At 34.9% G+C, this 19,654-nt stretch carries 19 protein-coding genes; all 19 read right to left on the bottom strand.

From position 1 onward, the window contains the following. Positions 1 to 99 precede the first annotated feature (99 nt). The 19 genes from M3234_RS13500 to M3234_RS13410 all read right to left on the bottom strand — a co-directional run bounded on the left by M3234_RS13500 (position 100) and on the right by M3234_RS13410 (position 19,193). Positions 100 to 735 (bottom strand): type III PLP-dependent enzyme domain-containing protein, encoded by a 636-nt coding sequence (locus M3234_RS13500; protein WP_262305213.1) that lies wholly within the window; start codon positions 733 to 735, stop codon positions 100 to 102. Then, positions 722 to 922, bottom strand: coding sequence for a hypothetical protein (locus tag M3234_RS13495; RefSeq protein ID WP_262305212.1), 201 nt, complete (start codon positions 920 to 922; stop codon positions 722 to 724). The genes M3234_RS13500 and M3234_RS13495 overlap by 14 nt, the downstream gene beginning before the upstream one ends. Before the next feature lie 26 nt (positions 923 to 948). Continuing rightward, positions 949 to 1,302 (bottom strand): type III PLP-dependent enzyme domain-containing protein, encoded by a 354-nt coding sequence (locus M3234_RS13490; RefSeq protein ID WP_262305211.1) that lies wholly within the window; start codon positions 1,300 to 1,302, stop codon positions 949 to 951. A 35-nt stretch (positions 1,303 to 1,337) separates the two neighbouring features. Continuing rightward, positions 1,338 to 2,705 (bottom strand): right-handed parallel beta-helix repeat-containing protein, encoded by a 1,368-nt coding sequence (locus tag M3234_RS13485; protein WP_262305210.1) that lies wholly within the window; start codon positions 2,703 to 2,705, stop codon positions 1,338 to 1,340. Positions 2,706 to 2,739: 34 nt separating this feature from the next. Next, complete coding sequence (locus M3234_RS13480) at positions 2,740 to 3,393, bottom strand: HAD hydrolase-like protein (protein WP_262305209.1); 654 nt, start codon at positions 3,391 to 3,393, stop codon at positions 2,740 to 2,742. Positions 3,394 to 3,410: 17 nt separating this feature from the next. Beyond that, positions 3,411 to 5,027 carry an aldolase catalytic domain-containing protein gene (locus M3234_RS13475; protein ID WP_262305208.1) on the bottom strand — a complete coding sequence of 539 codons (1,617 nt, stop codon included), beginning with the start codon at positions 5,025 to 5,027 and terminating at the stop codon, positions 3,411 to 3,413. Then, complete coding sequence (locus M3234_RS13470) at positions 5,020 to 5,772, bottom strand: 3-deoxy-manno-octulosonate cytidylyltransferase (protein ID WP_262305207.1); 753 nt, start codon at positions 5,770 to 5,772, stop codon at positions 5,020 to 5,022. Before M3234_RS13470 ends, M3234_RS13475 begins: the two co-directional genes overlap by 8 nt. Before the next feature lie 30 nt (positions 5,773 to 5,802). Beyond that, positions 5,803 to 6,618, bottom strand: coding sequence for a 6-hydroxymethylpterin diphosphokinase MptE-like protein (locus M3234_RS13465; RefSeq protein WP_262305206.1), 816 nt, complete (start codon positions 6,616 to 6,618; stop codon positions 5,803 to 5,805). Positions 6,619 to 6,693: 75 nt separating this feature from the next. Beyond that, a complete protein-coding gene (locus tag M3234_RS13460; RefSeq protein ID WP_262305205.1) occupies positions 6,694 to 7,512 on the bottom strand; it encodes a glycosyltransferase family 2 protein in 819 nt (272 codons plus the stop codon). A 12-nt stretch (positions 7,513 to 7,524) separates the two neighbouring features. Then, positions 7,525 to 8,709 carry a glycosyltransferase family 4 protein gene (locus tag M3234_RS13455; RefSeq protein WP_262305204.1) on the bottom strand — a complete coding sequence of 395 codons (1,185 nt, stop codon included), beginning with the start codon at positions 8,707 to 8,709 and terminating at the stop codon, positions 7,525 to 7,527. A gap of 83 nt (positions 8,710 to 8,792) precedes the next feature. Then, positions 8,793 to 10,292 carry a lipopolysaccharide biosynthesis protein gene (locus M3234_RS13450; protein WP_262305203.1) on the bottom strand — a complete coding sequence of 500 codons (1,500 nt, stop codon included), beginning with the start codon at positions 10,290 to 10,292 and terminating at the stop codon, positions 8,793 to 8,795. Positions 10,293 to 10,355: 63 nt separating this feature from the next. Further along, the gene (locus M3234_RS13445; RefSeq protein WP_262305202.1) at positions 10,356 to 11,501 is read right to left on the bottom strand and encodes a DegT/DnrJ/EryC1/StrS family aminotransferase; all 1,146 of its coding nucleotides are present in this window, start codon (positions 11,499 to 11,501) and stop codon (positions 10,356 to 10,358) included. A gap of 2 nt (positions 11,502 to 11,503) precedes the next feature. Then, positions 11,504 to 12,496 carry a glycosyltransferase gene (locus M3234_RS13440; protein WP_262305201.1) on the bottom strand — a complete coding sequence of 331 codons (993 nt, stop codon included), beginning with the start codon at positions 12,494 to 12,496 and terminating at the stop codon, positions 11,504 to 11,506. A 28-nt stretch (positions 12,497 to 12,524) separates the two neighbouring features. Then, entirely contained in the window at positions 12,525 to 13,787 is a 1,263-nt protein-coding gene (locus M3234_RS29555) for an O-antigen ligase family protein (protein WP_262305200.1), read from the bottom strand. Between the two features lie 76 nt (positions 13,788 to 13,863). Further along, a complete protein-coding gene (locus tag M3234_RS13430) occupies positions 13,864 to 14,628 on the bottom strand; it encodes a tyrosine-protein phosphatase (RefSeq protein WP_262305199.1) in 765 nt (254 codons plus the stop codon). Between the two features lie 25 nt (positions 14,629 to 14,653). Further along, complete coding sequence (locus M3234_RS13425; RefSeq protein WP_262305198.1) at positions 14,654 to 15,340, bottom strand: CpsD/CapB family tyrosine-protein kinase; 687 nt, start codon at positions 15,338 to 15,340, stop codon at positions 14,654 to 14,656. After that, the gene (locus M3234_RS13420; protein ID WP_262305197.1) at positions 15,330 to 16,061 is read right to left on the bottom strand and encodes a YveK family protein; all 732 of its coding nucleotides are present in this window, start codon (positions 16,059 to 16,061) and stop codon (positions 15,330 to 15,332) included. Before M3234_RS13420 ends, M3234_RS13425 begins: the two co-directional genes overlap by 11 nt. 100 nt (positions 16,062 to 16,161) lie before the next feature. Next, positions 16,162 to 17,334, bottom strand: coding sequence for an aminotransferase class I/II-fold pyridoxal phosphate-dependent enzyme (locus M3234_RS13415; protein WP_262305196.1), 1,173 nt, complete (start codon positions 17,332 to 17,334; stop codon positions 16,162 to 16,164). 35 nt (positions 17,335 to 17,369) lie between these two features. Then, a complete protein-coding gene (locus tag M3234_RS13410; protein ID WP_262305195.1) occupies positions 17,370 to 19,193 on the bottom strand; it encodes a polysaccharide biosynthesis protein in 1,824 nt (607 codons plus the stop codon). Positions 19,194 to 19,654: the final 461 nt, after the last annotated feature.

Genomic DNA, 19,654 nt, shown 5'->3' with positions numbered 1-19,654 from the left:
AAGCAATAGATCTCTTCATTAAAGAACTGATTAATGGATTCCTTTTGTCTCGCAAGAAAATATTTATTACTATCCATAGCTACAATACTGGGGCGTTCTTTAAATAAATGGCGGATTAAAAACTATTGTATAAGCTCCTACATTCTCGAATATAATAAAATCGTTAACTTGAGGTAAATACCAATTAACATCGTGGGCTAAGTAATCTTTTTCCATACAGGTGTATCCTACTATATTAAAAGACTCTTTTTTTCGGCTAATTCCGCTGCTTTGTCGTAGGAACTTGATTGGAAGGTTTTTTTTGTTAAACACAGGTTTAATATTATGTACACTTCCATCCACCACAACAAATTTGTGATCCCTGACCTTATTGGTTCCAATGACTTTTGCGGCAAATACAAATACATTTGCAACCATCGAAATTCCAGGTTCCAATATTAAGGTTGGTTTATTTTTGTAATGGTTAAATTCTGTATTCATGATTTTACACACTGCCTCTGCGTACTCTTCAAAAGTAGGTGTATTTTTTACTAAAGACTTAGGTACTTCCCCATAAATACCACCTCCAATGTCAATATATTCGATTTCTGGAAGTTGATATTCTTTCACTATATTGCATAGCATCTGCGTAATTTGTGCGTATGTTGTAACTCTCCTGCCATTTGTGGAAAAATGACCATGCAAACCTGCAATTTTTATATTTTTTATATTTTTTAGCTCATTAATAACATGCATTAAATCCCCATTTTCCGAATCTGCTTATTTCATAACCATCTGCAAGTGGATTTACTCCATCTGCAGATATATCGAAGTTAACTCTTAATCCGATTTTAATTAGATTAGCAGGGTTTATCATAGCATATTCTTTCACATAATCTATTTCATATAATGAATCAACATTCATTTTACTTTCATTTTCCAAAGCATAAAAAATATCTTCCCGGGTCTTTAATGGTCCATTAAAATAATTTTTTCCGGTTCAACACCAATTTTTATAGCCAAATCATATTCCAATCTTGAAACAACCTCGGCGTGGGCACCAAGTACTGATAATTCTTTACACAAAATAGGAAGATAATTTGTCTTATAGGAATAACCGATTACAAAATTTTTGTATTTACTTTTGAAGGCATGATAAATTTTTTGGTAGTTGTCCCGTAATTTTTTCATATTCAGGATGTAAAAGGATGACCCATATTTCTTTTCTAATTGCTTCATTGTATAATAATTTAGTTCGACAAAATCTCGGTTATCACCTTGAACTTGATGCCTGTCATTAACTTCATTTAAGTTCTGCAACATTCCCCCCCCTTGCATATTAGTTCTAAATATTCCGACTATTCAACGAACCCATCATCCTTTATTAATATGGCTCCCGCATTAATATATTTATTCTTCCCAACAATTACAGACCTGCTGGATTCCCTTGGTGCATAAATTGAATGCTTTTTTATGTTTTTAAAGGTATTCCCCTTAATCTTTAAACCATTTACAAATTTATTCTGATCATTATCTGTCACAATTCCATATTCAAAGTTAGTAAATGTATTGTCAATGAAGCTCGTATTTGAAATATCTGTAAGTCTTGCATTCATATAGGCAGCTTTATGGGTTTTTGATTTATTTTTAAAAGTATTTCTTTTGAAGGTTGTATCATTTGAACCTAGTAGGATTCTAACCGCATCCCCCCCATTAAGAGTTACAGTGTTATCCGAAATGGTCAATCGTTTGGAATTCATTCCCCATGTACCCTCAATGACAAATCCATCATGGGAATTAATTTTGTTGTTATAAAAATTCAAATCTTCATTCTGGACCCAAATGTAAATATTTGCCACATTAAAGATATTATCATGGATTTTTGCACCCTTAGTCACCATGACAAGAAATTCGGCATCAGGACTATTTACTGTATTATTATAAAATTCAATACCATTAAAATAGTTGCCTTCTCCCCATCCACCACGAAGTTCAATTGAATAGTAGTCAGGTTCCTGATTTGTCTCAAATGTATTACTATAAATTTTTGCATCTGAGAAATTTATTTCTTCCCAGGGCTCAAAATGCAGTACCGGCCTGCCCGTATTAGATTTACTTAAATTGTTATAGATTTTTACATGGTTCACCTGTTCAATAACAATGTTCGACCGATGACAATCTTCGATGAGGTTGTTTGATATTGTGATGTACTTACTTGTTTTCCTTGAACCTGAAACCGATACTCCATCTCCGACAGCATTCATTAACCGATTATTGTCAATAACTATGTTTTTGCTATCAAAGATGAATATGTTGTGCATATGTTCATTTCCAGTTTTATTCATCTCATAATTTCCATCAATAGTGATATTCCGGATTTTTACATTTTCAACTTTTTCAACAGTAACTATTCTTGACCAATCAGGGGCATGATCGATTAATTTAATCTTAACAGTGTCTCGGCTTTCTCCGACTAAATTGACATTTGATTTCAGATAAATAGGCTGTAAAATATAGGTTCCCGATGGAATGTAAACATCTCCGCCTCCATTTTTTGCAACGGCATTAATCGCCTTTTGAAATGATATGGTGTCATCACCTAATCCATCACCTATTGCACCGTAATCCATTACACTGAAACTTAATGTTCTGTTTAACTGTTTAGAACAAGAAAACAGTAAAAATAGTGGAAGAAAACCAAGAATAATAAAAGTTATTATTCTCATTTTATGCTCCCATAAGGATAAGACATTCCAATGATTAAAATTCAAAAAATGTAATAATATCTCTTACAGATTCAGCAATAAATACGTTTTTACTTTTACAAGCTTCTTCTTTATTTTGAAATCCATATCCATACGTTACAGCAATGAAGTCCATTCCCAGTTGTTCAGCCCCTCTTGCATCATAAATACTGTCCCCTATCATGATTGCTTTTGAAGGATCACTTTGGCCTAATTCCTTCAAGCACATGGAAATGATATCGGACTTAGAATGTGTATCTTTTTCATCAATCCCTTTTATTGAATTAAAAAATTTTCCAAGGCCAAAGTGATTCAAAATTTCTTTTGCAAAGGCATCCATTTTTAAAGTAGCTACCGCAGTTTGATAATTTGCTTTTTTCAAATAAACAAGTAATTTTTCTATTCCACCATAATGCTTTGTCTCATATAATCCTTGTTCTTTATATCTTTTCCGATATATTTCTACCGCAATTCTGGCTTCATTTTCAGAAAGGCCGCATTCTCGAATAAAAGAATCCAAGAGTGGCGGACCAATAAAGCTTTTTTGCTTGTCAGGCGATAACACGGGAGCACCCATTTTTTTCGCTGTATAACTCGCCCCCAACATGATACCTTGAGAAGTATCGAGTAAGGTGCCATCTAGATCGAAAATAACCGTAGAATATTTCATAGCTCCTCCACTTAACCCTATTGCATAATAGTATCAATAGCAGTATCGCTATAAACTGTCTTGGTAATAAATTGAATATTGATTTTCCTCCCAAGCAATAACAAGTAATCACTAATCTCTTCATTAATCTTTATCAGATTTTCCATACCCGCATTATTGTTCATATCGGCAGAAAAATAGTTACTGTTCTTATTTATGCTAAAGCCGTCAAAACCAGCCAAATACAAACTTTTTACAGATAAATGATGAAAAAGATTTATTAACATTAATCCGGCATTATCTGAAATAACAGGATTATTAATAAGTAAATCTGAATAATTAATAGTTAACGAAGGAACTTCTTTAGATTTAGTAATATTTGATGTCGTGATTAAAGCAGTTATTTCAACATTATCAGTTAATTGGTCTGCGATACTTTCAAAGCGTTTTAGGTTGCTGATAAAAACTGCATCAACTTTATATGAATCAGGGATAAAATTGACACTACATACAAAGGGATCATATCGATTAATAAAATTATTTATCATTTCTTTTTCCAGCTCAATCGACTTTCCGGGCCCAATAATAAGTATTTCCCTTCCGGATATCATTTCTTTTATTAAGTGTAGGTCGTCAGCATCATATACAAAGTTACTCTGATAGTTGATATATAAATCTTCAATAAAGCTTTTATCATAGAGGTCTCTTTTTTTAATGGGTAATTGTTTCAAGATGGTATTGATTGCTTTTACAGAGATTGTCTGTTTATTTAGTAAGTGGGAAGCATAATTAGGATGGCAGCTATTAACTGCAGCAAGATAATATGGTATTGAATACCCCCATTTTGTCTCAGTGAAAATATGGCTTAAATGTTCATCTATGATTTCTAACAAAGGGATGGTATCATACCTTTCTTCTATATTCTCGTTAATATAATTTGTAACAAGCTCTGTGCATAGATTTCCTGCGCCTCTTCCCATACCCATTACAGAAGAATCGATGATAATATTCCTTTTTGTATGAAGCATCAATAGTTCCTGTGCATTGGAGAAAGATAATTGAAGGTTATTGTGTGAATGAAACCCAATGGATATGGACTGAACCAAATTATTATCCAGCAAATGAAACATTCTGAGCAGGTCGTTTTTATACATGATTCCAAGGGTATCTACCAGGTAAAAAGCATACGGTTTCAAATCATTAACTTTCTCCACTAATTCCAATAAGCCTGAGTCAGAATAACTTGTGGTTCCGACCGGTTGAATAAATACCTTATATCCCTTTTCGATTAATTGCTTTCCATATATCAACGCTTCTTCTACTTCATGTTCATGAAAAGTCAATCGAATACCATCAATCGAACGGCCATTACAATCAGAAATTTTATCTATTGGGATATATGGCTGCGCGATCATTCCAACATAAGTTATGTTTTCACTTTTTGGCCCTATATAATCTATAATTCTTTCTACTCCTTCAAATAATGACTTGTTAGGATCAAAATCGCCTTCTTCAATAAAGCCGCATTCAATAATATCAATTTTGGACTCTGTTAATTTTGAAATGATTCTTTTTATTGTTCTTTCTCCAAAATTCCACTCATTAATATAGCCACCATCACGAAGGGTACAATCAAGAATCATAATTTCACTCATAGATATATTCTCCCTGTTCTAATTGATTATTTAAAATCAAGTTAACCGCCTCTAAATCCTTGGGAGTATCCACTGATAAAGTCTGAACCTCTGCCTCAATAAATTTAATTTTTTGCCCATTTTCCAAAAACCTAAACTCATCAATATCTTCAGCAGATTCTAAAGGCCCCCTTTTGGCTTTATAACAGAATTCCAGGGCGCTTTTTGTAAAACATTGGACACCAACAAACTTCTTATAAACAAAATTATATGTCCCTTTTGGATACGGAATGGGGCTTCTTGCCATGTATAATCCATAACCGTTTATATCCGTTGCAATCTTTATCTTGGAAAAGTCAACTGCTTCCAGGGGGTTCTTAAGTTCTGTCATAAGATTGGCAACAAACAATGAATTGGGATCTATCGCTTTAGGAATAATCTTCCTAATCTCTGCAGCCTCAATTAATGGTTCATCACCATTCACATTAATATAAAAATCCGCATTTACTTCTGTAGAAACCTCAAACAGCCGATCTAAATGAGTTTTGTGGCCGGGGGAGGTCATAATCGTTTTCATTCCATATTCATTACAAACATTTTGAATTCGTGGGTCATCTGTTGCAACATAGACACCATCTAATTCAGCTACCATTTTTAGTTGCTTATGAACCCACCATATCATCGGCTTTCCGCAAATGTCCGCTAAAGGTTTTCCCGGGAATCTTGAAGAATGATATCTTGCAGGAATAACACCAATAATTTTCATATATTGTTGACTCCTTTGCCCATTATATTTTTACTCAACTGCTGCTAATTTTTTGTAAATATCTTTATTCCTTACGATATCTTCTAACCTAATACGCTCAAATACTTCCAATTTTCCTCCTCTAGTTGCATTTTTTATTGCAACACCATTTTCCTTAGCAAATTTCTCGGCAGCTTGAAAACCCAACAAAGATAGTTCTAAATTGGGTAAATTCAGCCCTATATTGTTATCATTGGAAAAATAATCCTTAACCCCCTCTGTTTTTGTAATTTTTCCCCCATGATCAACTGTCAAGGAATAATTAAAATCAACCCCAAGAAGATAAATTTCCTTAAACCCCATATAGACAGCTAGTTGAATCGCCCCGTAAGTAACTGAGTATCCTTCATATAACTGCCTGCTGGCATCTGTACTAAATTTCGGCAAATTAGGATAAAAGTTTGTTGACCGTAAAAAGAAATAGATAGCATCGTTAAAAATTGATTTATATATATCTTGAACATGTATTGTTAAAAACTTATAATTTGCCACAACATTTTTAGCCTGGTCGCGTATTTCCTTAAGTACGGTAACATCCTGACCAATGTAATACGTCGGCCGCCATTCTGTTCGATCAAAGATATTGAAAATTCTATGAGAAGCAAAGGTAGTTTCGTCTTTTATGAGATTTAAATCCTCAGGTGTCAAACTTGGACCGTTGCCAATAATAAAACATCTTTCTCCGCTGTGTTTATTTTTAAATGTTTTTATTTTTTTAGATGAATTTGAAAGATAGTATTGAATTTTCCTCTTGATAAAAACAAGACGGCTACGGACTTTTTTCAAAAGTTGTTCGCCATACATCATTTGTTTTACACCTTCTTATTAACCAGGATACCCGACACCCTTTGCACCATTTCAATGACTCCTTTTGCAAAATTATTATCTTGTGTGATAGCTATTTTGACTTGCTTGCCAAATATGATATTTTCTTAGGGTATTTTTGGGGATTAACATGACAAGTAATGGTTTAAAAGCTAGAAATCTTTTTATATAGGGGATCTTAAGGCGTTTACATGCATTAAGTCTAACCTTCGTCTCCGTTAATCTAAATCTCCTGCTTTTCCGTGTATAGGAATCTTTATCTTCACGAAAGTAAATTAATGGCTCCTCCATATTTTCGAGAGTATAGCCCTTTTCATAAAACTTCAGCCATAAATCATAATCTTCCAATCGTTGTTTTGTAAATTGGTTATCGGAGTACCCGCCCACCTCAAGTAATCTATCGTGTCTTATTATGACAGTAGGGTGTATAAAAGGCGTACCCGTTATCATTACTTCTTTACCCGGTTTCTTATTTAATTGCCTTTCGCCCCATACACCATCATCATCAAATAAATATGCCCCTCCGCCAGATGCATCACATGCATGGGCCATCATATAGTTAACTTGTTTCTCAATCCTGTTTTCGAGCATAATATCATCGCCATCATGGCGCATAATGTAGTCACCTGTACAGTGCTGCAAACAATGGTTAAGTGTCTGAGCAAGCCCTTTATTCTGCTTATTTTTAAGTAATTTTATTCTTCCATTATTCTGTGCATACCGTTCAGCTATTTCATATGTTCGATCAACAGAACCGTCATCACACATAATTAATTCCCAATTGCTGTATGTTTGTTTTTCGATTGACTCAATTGACTCGGCTAACACCTGCTCACAATTATAGATCCCCATAATGATGGATACTTTCTTATTCAAAATGCCACCCCGTTAACTCAGTTTCTTTAGATTGTCGGGAGTTTGAATATCAGCGTAAATACTTACATTATTTATTAATTTATGTTTAAGATAAATTTCCTCAAGCTCTCTTATAACAATATCTAGTGAATACTGTTTTATCAGTGTCCTGCTATTTTTACCATACCTCTGCCTTAATTCATTTGAGTGGTAAAGCCTCTCAATAGCATTGGCACACTCCCATGTATCATAATTAATAACTAAGCCATTTTCTCCATCCGTTACTAAATCACGATTCCCCCTGCAATTCGTTACAATTATTGGCAATCCTGTCGCCATAGCTTCCATGATGCTTACAGGAAGACCCTCACGCCTTGATGTTGAGACTGCAATATCGGATATAGCCATCAAACTATGAACATCTTCGCGAGATCCTAAAAAATGAACAGTTTCCTCCAATTTGTACCGGCTCACTAATTCCTTATAATGATTTAAAAGATTTCCGCCACCTACAAGTAAAAGTTTTATATTTTTAATTTTCCCCTTTAACATGTTTACCGAAGTTATTAATAAATCTTGATGCTTGTTATGATTTAGTTCTCCCACATAGATTAAAATAAAATCTTTGTCGTCATACCCATACTGTTTCCGCAAGTAAGTTTTTTCCTCTGTGGGGCGTGGAAAGAATTTATTCAAATCAAGACCGACTCCATTTACTTTAAAAACAGAATCACGTGTTTTGATATTTAGCTTTTTAGCCGCATGATAATCCTCATCATTAATCGTAATGATTCCATCCGTCCATCTTGCAGCAATTTTTTCTAATGGATAATAGATTGCCCAATTTTTCTTTGGGGCACCTTTAAAAAAGTGAAAGCCGTGCGCAGTGTAAAGTAATTTAATATTCTTGATGCTGCGGCAGGCTAGTCTAGTTATAAATGCAGCGACAGGAGTATGAACATGAACGAACTCATATCCGCCACCTAAAATCGTTTTTTTAATTTTCTTGTACGCAGTGATGTTCTCTTTTTTCAATGGATTCCGTTGAAACTCTATTTGATGTACATGACAACCAAGTTCAAATAATTTCGGGCTTACTGCTTCAACGGTATTAAAAGCAACTCCAACCTCATTTCCCTTTTCAATCAGAAATTTTATATGAGGAATTAAAAAGGCATTAACAGTATTAGAAATTGTGGTCACAATTAAAATTTTCATATACCTTCTCCTTCCTTTTTGATTCATTGATAAAAAAAGAGAAAAGAAAAAAAACCTGTTTACACAGGTTTCGAAAGTAAATCTCACATATTATGATTTATTACTCTTTCATTCTTTCTAGTTAAGAACCGTTTAAATAATGGGGAGATGATATCCATGACAACTTTTAATTCTTCGACTCTTGTAAGTTTACAAATCCCTATATAATAGGCGGGACCAAGCATCAATTGAATGATTAATTTTAAATAATGATTTACCGGTAAAAAGACACCGCTTAAATAAACGACTACTCCCATTGTAAAAGTGATGATATAGATATGAGTGATATCTTTTATATGTTCAATTGTCGAGTAAGCAATCTCCCTGCCGCCAAAATGGCTATTTAACATAAAATCAATATATGTTTGCAAGATAATCACTCCAATTAATCCAATAACACCTATCTTTAAAAAAACAGCACCTATGATTAACAGAGTCAGGGTTACCTTTCTTGTGATATTCAACTGTAAATAAAGATTTGACTTCCCTTTCACTTGAAGAATATTTAAATCAATCGCGTGCAAAGGGTATAACATTCCTGCAATACATAATAATTGAAAGTAAATCACCATCGGCATCCACTTTTCTCCAAATAAAACATAAACAAGCGAATCTCCAATTGCCGCTAAGCCCACCATTAACGGGAAGTTAATAAACGCTGAAACTCTTATAATTTTCTTAAAACTATACTTAAGCCTTTCATCTTCATTTTGGATCGTGCTAAGTATAGGGTAAGTCACCCGCTGAAGTGCTGATGTTATTGACAGTGAGGCTGCCTCGGTGATTTTTACCGAATTTGTATAATACCCAAGTTGAGTAACTGAATAAATCTTCCCAATGACAATAAAGTATATATTAGAGTAGATGACTGAAAGTAATCCAGATAGCATAAGGTTTGAGCTAAATCCAAAAAACCTCTTTAACGAGTTAAACTCAAAAATTAGCGAAGGCCGCCATTTATTAAATATCCATAAAAATATCAATTGAAAAAGCTGCAACGATAGGGTTTTAATTACTAGACTCCAAACTCCTAATCCCCATAAGGCAAAACCGATGGCGATTACACCTGATAATACACCTGAAATTATGTTAATGATCGTTTGAGATTTAAAATCAATTTTCTTTGCAAGCAGTGTTCTCTGGATGATACTCAGCGCATTCATAATAAGGCTTAATGAGAGGACTCTAAGAATCAGAATGATCTGCGGCTCATTAAAAAATGCACTAACCATCGGGGCTAAGCCATATAGAACACCATATAACAAAAGAGACAACAACAAATTAAAATAAAAAATAGTGGAATAATCCGTTTGAGTGGCATCTTGCTCCCTAATCAAGGCTTGAGAGAAGCCACTTTCAATAATGATATTAGAGATAAGCACAAACACCAAGATCATTCCAATAATGCCGAAATGTTCCGGAAGCAATATTCGAGCCAGAATAATTTGCAAGATAAATTGAATTCCCTGGTTCGCAAATTGATCACCAATGCTCCAAAATACACTCTTTATGGCTTTTTGTTTTAGTAACCCTTCTTTAGGCATTTTTATGTCCTCATTTATACTTTTTGGCTTTCCTAAAGCTTCCCCCATCATACTTTAAATGATTTATATTGCAAGCTCCGAAAGGCACGAAAAATTAACAAGTAAATGGCATATACTTTCCACATGCTCCTCTAAAAGCTCTCCGTAAAACGGCATTGCCAAGACTCGCTTCGCAGCTTTTTTAGCTATAGGCAGATTACTTGCCTGTGATGAATCTAAATGCTGATACCATTTAAAATCACTGCATAAAGGATAAAAATATTTCCGAGTAAAAACATTGTACTTCTTTAACTCTTCATGAACCCAATCCCTCGATTTTCCGTACCTTTCTTCATCAATTTCGATAACAAAATATTGATAACTATTACTCATGCCTTTTAATTGAGTAACAATTCTAATCCCTTCAATTCCATCTAAATTTTTCTCATAAACTTCCTTTATTTTTTCTCTTCTCTCCCTTTCTTCTTCGACCAATTTTAAAACTTCTAAACCTATCGCTGCCTGGATTTCATTCATTTTTGCATTTAATCCTGAAAGAACGACCTCTTCAGGGCCAGCTATCCCAAAGTTTTTTAGTAAATCCAATTTTCCTTTCAAAAGGTCACCTTTAAACGCCAATGCACCGCCTTCGACAGTATTAAAAAGCTTTGTAGCATGGAAACTATACATAGTCATATCCCCAAAACTTCCAATCGGTCGACCAGCATACTCTGTTCCAAAAGCATGAGCACCATCATAAATTACTTTTAATCCATATTGATTAGCTATATACTGAATTCTCTCAACATCGCATGGATTTCCAAAAACATGGACCCCGAGAATGGCACTTGTTTTTTCAGTAATTAACTGCTCAATTTTATTGGGGTCAATATTTAACAAGTTTTCATCAATATCACAAAATACTGGTGTTAAACCGTTCCAGTCTAAAGCTTGTAATGTTGCCGGAAAAGTAAAAGGGGTGGTTATTACCTCCCCTTTAATCTCTAACGCTTTCAAACCTAAAATTAATGCTGATGTCCCATTATTGAATAATGAAAGCTGTTCTACGTTTAAAAACTCTTTTAATTGTTTTTCAAGTTCTTTATGCTGGTACCCAGTATTTGTAATCCATTTTGATTCCCATATATCCCTCATTCGACTAGCGACTTTATCTAAATTAGGAAGGAGTGGTCTTGTTACATAAATATGCTCCTTAAAAGAATTCATCATGATTAAACCATCCTCTTTTGAAATAAATTATATTTTACTTTAATAAAACTGCCATATAATCTTGCTAACTTCGCAGAATAATTTGGCATGCAAAACAGTAACAAATACTTGACTTTTCTCTTTAGTCCCATTTCATTAAAAACTTTTTTGTATTTCGGTTTTTTTAATTCCTTCAAATTTCTATCGTAAATTGATATCAAGAACTCTCGATATAAAATCTCTTTTTCCACTTGATCTTTATATTTGAAATCCGAATATAAATTAAATGATTTTAAAATTTGTATATCGCCCTTATTAATAGCAATCTTTTTTGTATTTATATTTTTCATGGACAATAAACTGGTCGTCCACGATCCATGGGACATTCTATATGCAGACATAAATTCATCAATATAATAGGCATAGCCATGACTTGAAAGTATTAACGCTAATGGATAGTCATACACTGAAGATGTAAAAAACCAATTGGGCGGGCTATCCATAAGATATTTAGGATATATCATTGAGGATGAATGCATAAAACCTCCTCCACCAAATACCAGGTCACCAGCTGAATATTTATTATTATTTTTACTCGGCCTGACAAATGTACCTAGGGGTCCCTTCTCATTATCAACCACTTTTGCAGCATGAAAACAAAGTGTACACTCAGGATTTTCTTCTAAATAGTCTACTTGCTTTTGAAGTTTATAAGGGTCGGTCCAATAATCATCACCATCACAAATGGCAATATATTTCCCCTTTGATTGTTCATGCAGTTTTCTTACATTTCCAATAAACCCTAAGTTTTGCTTATTAGCTATTAGTTTAATTTTGTCTGGATATTTATCTCTATATAACTCAACTACCTTTTTGGTATTATCTGTACTACAATCCTCGCCAACAAGAATCTCGTAGGCAAAATTTGTTTTTTGAGCCAGGAAGCTTTCTATCGCATCTCCGATCATATCTTCTTGATTAAAGGTAATACAGTTCACACTTACCAATACACTCATTAATCCCCCTCCGATTCAATATTTCGATTTAAGTATGATTTACCCGTTGTGCGTTGGCAGAATAGATTAACGCCCCTAAAATTAACCAAAGTATCCGGGCACTGTTTAATGAGATTGCCATTGACCCAACCAACAGAATGATCATAAAATCCCGCAGTATTAAATTGGTTTCTGTACGGTGAAAGTCAATAAGTGACACTTTCCCCAGCAAAAAAAATACATAACCAAAAAAGCAAGTGGTTAGTGGTATTCCCCACTCGGCTAATAGCTGCAAAAAGGTGTTATGGGCCAAGTTTCCATATTGAAACATTTCCCCGGTAAGTGAAGTATAAGTTCCAATTCCAACTCCCAAGAATGGTGACAGCTGAATGACTTGTAAAGCGACGTTCCAAGCATCGCTTCTTCCAGAACCACTTTCAGAGACGGCACCAGTTATATCTGTTAATAGTTCTTGAATTCTAAAAAATGAAGGTATACTGGAGGTTAAATGATACATGGCCTTTTCAGATATACCGAAAAGTAATGGTGCCAATAAAATCAAAAACACAATAAAAAACAGGTGAACGACCACTTCACCTGTTCTTTTCTTTTTCAGAAACAAATATTCTATTAGTCTTAAAGCCAAATAACAAATCAGAGTAATAATTCCTGTTTTTGATCCTGAAGTTAGAACTGCAAGAAAGGTTATGAATACAGCCAAATACTTATATCTCGCCTCTACAATTTTTGATCTGGTAAAATACACAAGACCCGTAATCTGCAGGACTGAATAGTAATTCGGGTCAATCATCAGCCCCCTAAACCGGGTACCTCCAAAGAAAAGAATATTTGAAAAAACATTAATACTGAATATTGTAAAAATAATCCCCAAAATTCCCACTAAAATAGAAAATAATGAATACCATTTTATTGTTTTATCTAAATAATTTATATTTGATAAATTGTAACCAATAAGAAAGTAGACAAAACTGGCAGAAAGCTTAATGTAGTCACTAACAATGGCAGCAGGATTTGAATTAGAATTAAATTGAATAGGAACATAAATAACAGCAGTTGCCAGAACAAGGAGCGAGACAATAATAAAAAAATTTAAAGGCAGTGTTGGAATAATTAATTGGTTTCTAATTACCAAGTTAATAAAGACCATTAAGCAAAAAAAGTCAGCAAATGAAATGTTAATACCCAATATCACCTGAGATTGGTGCAATAAAATTGCCATCCAAAAGAGTATGACTGGTAATAGCACGTGGCTATTTTTTTGACTCTGCCTTAGTTCAAGCGAATACCTCACACGCTCCTAACACCATCTTTCTTACTATTTTATTTCAGTCATTAGCCAACTTCATTTTTAAGAGTTCGTAATAATTTCAAAAAATACGCAAGAACCTTTTCCTAAAAGGTACTGGCTGCTCAATGTGTACGTTTTTCCCTGTTAAAAGCAATTCAGTATTTTCTTTGAGATAAAAAGTATGATGAATTCCAATTTTATTAGTGACCCATTCATAGGCTTCCTTTAGGTTACTCCCTCTAAAGTGGATATTATGAGCATCTGTTGCGATAAAATGGGCCAATTTGTGCTCGATTATTTTTTCACTAAAGGACTGAATTTTCTTTCCAAATTGCCCTACAATGCTTCCAGCAGTCAACTGGAATAATGCACCCTCTTGGGCCAAGTCAAATAAAAGATTATGATCTTCATGAAATCCTCTATTTCTCTCAGGATGTACAAATATTGGTGTTAATCCTTTTAATAACAATTCATAAACCACTTCTTGTGTATTATCAGGGATTTCTCTGGATGGAAGTTCTAATAATAAATATTTTCCCTTATTATCAAGTGTCAGTATTTCATTCCTTTCCAAAGACTGAAAGATTTCACGATGGATCCTCAGCTCTTGACCTGGATGAATCTGAAGAGGAATATTGTTCATTTCTAAAAGGGTATTATATTCTACAGCAAGTTTTAGGATTTTTTCTTTAGGATTAAAATATAAGCCATTCAGGTGATGTGGTGTTGCATATGCATGAGTGATTCCATTTTTAACAGCCTGATTAGCCATCATCAGAAAATCAAAATCATTAGGAGGACCGTCATCAATATTGGGTAAAATATGACAATGTATATCAATCACACCGATATCCCCCTTAAATAACCTTTTAATAATAGTAGGAATACTCGTTCTTTTTCACCACTACTCGATTCACAACAACACCGAGAATTCGAGATTTAACCTTTTCCAGCATTTCTTTTGCTTTGACCGCTCGGTCTCTATTGGTTTTTTTACTAGACACAACCATTACAACTCCATCGCATTTAGCTGCAATGATTTGCGGATCTGTAACTGCCATTACAGGCGGGGCGTCAAACACAACAAAATCAAACAAGCTTTTCAATTCTACCATTAGTGTTTCCATTGCTTTTGAATCCAGCATTTCTGAGGGATTCGGAGGTCTGGGGCCGCTGGTTAAAATATGAAGGTTTGGAATAAATGTCTTCGAAATGGCTTCATCTCTACTGATTTTCTTAGTTAAAATACTCGTTAGTCCTTCAATATTACTAACCCTAAATGTATAATGGACCGTTGGTTTTCTTAAATCGGCATCCACTAGTAAAACCCGTTTTTCTTGTTGTGCCAGCATAATCGCTAGATTGGCTGCAGTTGTAGATTTTCCATCACCGGGTTCAGGGGATGTAATCAAAATGGTTTTAATATCTTGATCAACTGCGGAAAATTGAATATTTGTCCTTATCATCCGGTATTGTTCAGTGATTGGTTGACCTGGATTATTGTAGGGGGCTAAATTCACAGCATCTTTCACTTTATTTTTCAGACTACGTTTCAAGAGTTTCAACTCCCACATTACTTTTTTCTGCGCCCTTTTTCCCTTTTTGCTTTGGCATTATCTGTACCTCCCCTAATACAGGAAGCCCCAAATAAGCTTCAACATCCTGACTATCCTTTAGAGTTTTGTCAGATAACTCCAGCAATACTGCTAAGCCTATCCCAGCCAATATGCCTACCACAATGGCAATAGTATGATTAAATAATGGCTTCGGATTCACAGGAACTGGATTCTTCTTTAACTCTGCTTTTGCAAGTATACTCACATTGTCTACATTCATGATTTTTTTAATTTCGGTTTGAAACACTTCTGATACGGTATTGGCTATGTTTACTGCCCTTTTCGGATTGGAATCCTTAACCAATATAGAAAAAACCTGTGAACTTCCTTGGTTGTTGACAGAAATATTTCCATTAAGCTGCTCAACGCTTTGATTGACTGCTAATTTATCTATTACCTTTTCCAGGATCACCGGACTTTTGATGATATCGGTGTAAGTGCTGATTAACTCGACATTATTTTTTAATTGCGAAAGATCTATCTGATTTTCAGATGTTTTTTGATTGACAAGAATTTGTGTAGAAACCTGATACACTGGTGTAATTAAATAATATGTAAACATAATACTAATCAACATCGTGATTAATATTGTGAGAACAATCCATCGCCAACGTTTCCTAAGGATTTGAAAAAAATTGAAAGCACTTATTGTTTGCCCCATAAAAACCTCCATGCATACGATAAATCAATTTATTATTTTTAAAATCCGCCGCTCATTTGCCCCCGTAATTTCAGTCTGTCATTTAATCATTTCAATTCAATTAACGCTTTTTTAGCCCGTTGCTGATGGTAACTTTTATACAGTCAATAATCCTCTTCTGCTCTCCTAGAGTCATATTAGAACCTGACGGTAAACATATTCCTGTTTTAAAAAGTTTTTCAGATATATTCTCATTCTTGCTATGCGAATAATACTTATTCTTCGTAAAAAGGGGCTGCATGTGAAGGGGTTTCCAAACATGTCTTGCTTCAATATTTTCCGACTCTAAGGATTCAAGTAATTCATTGATTGACACACCCAATGCTTCTTCATCTATCGTTAAAGCAGTTAGCCACCGGGTAGAAAATGAATTTTCTAACTCAGGCATTAATGATACAGCAAGAAACGGGCCTAATTCTTGTTGGTAGATTTCAAAGATAGCTCTTCTTGCGGCAACCCTTTCCTCTAATACCTCCAATTGGCCTCTGCCTAATCCAGCTAAAATATTACTCATTCTATAGTTATAACCAAGTTCACTATGCTGGTAAAAAGGGGCCGGGTCTTTTGCTTGAGTTGCCAGGAAACGTGCTTTACTAAGAGCGTCTGTGTCATCGGAAACCAGCATCCCTCCACCTGAGGTTGTAATAATCTTATTGCCATTAAACGAATAGATTCCAAAATCACCAAACGTTCCACTCGCTTTTCCTTTATAAGTTGCACCAAGGGATTCTGCCGAATCTTCAATAATGGGAATCTGATATTCTTTACAAATAGATACTAGTTCATCCATTTTGGCGGACTGTCCGTACAGATTAACGATAATCACTGCTTTTGGAAGTTTACAAATACTTGCTGCCTCTTTAAGAGCTTCCTTAAGTGCTGATGGTGACATACTCCAAGTAACAGGTTCTGAATCGATGAAAACAGGGTCTGCACCTAGATACAATATGGGATTTGCACTTGCAACGAAAGTTAAACTTGAGCAAAAAACCGTATCCCCTTTTTTGACGCCCAATAAAGAAAGTGCCAAATGAATGGCAGCAGTTCCCGAACTCACAGCTACTGCACCTTTGGCACCAACCAAACTAGCAACTTCCTTTTCAAATTCATCTACATTTGGTCCTACTGGAGCAACCCAATTAGATGCAAATGCTTCTGATATATACTTCAGTTCTCTGCCGCTCAGATGAGGAGGAGACAGAAAAATTCTCTTTTTTACTGATGTGTGCTGCAATTTGACACCTCCTATTCATAAACCAAATCAGTTCATTATATAGAAACAGAAACCTTTGACCATTCCTCTTTTTGATTGGCAAGGCTAATCAGTTTTTCTCTTATTTCTTCTTTCTCCATGTTTAAGAAGTTTGAAAGGAATTCTTCGATTTCCTTAATATATAGTTTTGATGTCTTGCCAATGTAAATCTTGGGATAAATTTGTTCCTCATGTACTTCATCTTCTTTTAGTAATTCTTCAAATAGCTTTTCTCCAGGCCTAATCCCTGAAAATTCAATTCCAATCTCCTCCACTGAGTTCCCCGATAATTTGATCAAATTTGTTGCCAAATCCACTATTTTAACCGGTTCCCCCATATCCAAAACAAATATCTCCCCACCCTGGGCAAGTGCGCCAGCCTGAATAACAAGTCTTGAGGCCTCTGGTATGGTCATAAAATAACGAACCATGTCTGGATGGGTAACGGTAACAGGGCCTCCCTTTTCAATTTGTCTTTTAAATAAGGGAATGACGCTGCCTCTGCTCCCTAAAACGTTGCCAAACCGAACTGCAACAAATTTTGTCCTGCCTTCTTGGCCCATCCACTGAATGATCATCTCAGCCAATCTTTTAGTTGCCCCCATAACACTAGTAGGGTTAACAGCCTTATCAGTAGAAATCATCACAAATGTTTTAACCTCATTTTCAAGTGCCGCATTAGCGACGTTTAGTGTGCCAATAAGATTATTTTTAACCGCTTCCTCCGGGTTCCGCTCCATTAAGGGAACGTGTTTATGTGCTGCAGCATGATATACCACATCGGGGCTATATGTTTTCATAATTATATTCATCTTCTCAGAATCCTGAATATCAGCAATTTCGGTTAAAATTTCGATCGGGGTTTCTCTAAAATACTCCCGAAGCTCCAGTTCAATTGAATATATACTGTTTTCACCATGTCCTAACAAAATTAAAGTTTTGGGATTGAAACGGATAATCTGCCGGCATATTTCAGAACCAATTGACCCTCCAGCACCTGTAACAAGAACTGTTTTTTTGGAAATGCTGTTCGAAATAGATTCGATATCCAGTTCAATAGGTTCCCTTCCCAATAAGTCTTCAACCTGAACATCTCGGAATTGATTCACTGATACCTTTCCCGTAACCAAATCCTCCAATTTGGGCAAAATTTGGGTTTTAGCGGTTGTTTTGGCACATTCCTTAAAAATGATATTTAATTGCCTTTTACTAAGTGATGGTATGGCAATGATGATATTTTCGATTTTCAGATTTTTTACCGTTTGTTGAATCATGTTAACGCCACCGACTACTGGGATACCGAGGATATCCAGTTTTTGCTTATGACTATCGTCATCGATAAATCCAAGCGGACAAAGTTCCGAGCATTGCTCCGCTAATAACTGCCTTGCAATCATGATCCCTGCTGATCCGGCGCCAATAATCAGTGTTCTTTTTTTACTTTGGTTTTTTTGTGAATAGAAGTCACGGAACAATCTGAAGCAAAACCTTGAACCCCCTATTAGCAAAATATGGAGGGACCATGTTACTGCAAGCAGCCGAAAGTAAATTTCAGAAAAAAACAACTTCTGCATAAAAGCGGCCATTATTATAGTAGCTGTGACTACCTTGAAAATAATCACCAATTCTCCTATACTTGCATATTTCCAGGCTTTTTTATAAAGTTTGAAGAAAAATGACAAAATATGATGACTTAGAAGAATGATCAGAGAAGTGACTGTAATCGGAATCGTGATGACATCAAATGTGGCGTCGACCAAAAATCTACTTAAGAAAACTACAGATAAAACAATAAGCGAATCTGCAAGGAATAGCAGAGACAGCCGTTTTCGGTAGGTCATGATCTCTCCCCTTTATTGGGTTTGTATAAAAAATGTAATTAAAGACTATTATGATTTGGCTTAAATAAGCCAAATCATGATAATCTTTAATAGTTTGGGGCATCTAACCCCCCCTCACATCACACTCTCGACGACTAGCGTCTAAGGTTCCTTCAACCCACAGTATGACCGAGTGTCTCCATTGATAACGGAGAGGAGACATCACCAAACAATTAATTTTTTATATCAAACCTTTTCGACTTAGAGAGTCAAATAAATTCGTTATTAAGAACATAATAACCCTTTCATCCGAAAATTACAAATTATAATAAAATACAAATTCATCCACACACACCCAATTTTCGCCAATTTAAACCCGCACCCCCACGATATGTTGCTCCTTTAGAAAGATATAAGTCATATATAATTGTTTTATTTTAAATTTCATCATCTTTCGCACGAAAAGCGACGATTAAATATTC

It is taken from the genome of Neobacillus niacini, assembly GCF_023715785.1.
Classification (GTDB): Bacteria; Bacillota; Bacilli; order Bacillales; family Cytobacillaceae; genus Neobacillus; species Neobacillus niacini_E.
This window is presented reverse-complemented; position numbering and strand designations above follow the sequence as displayed.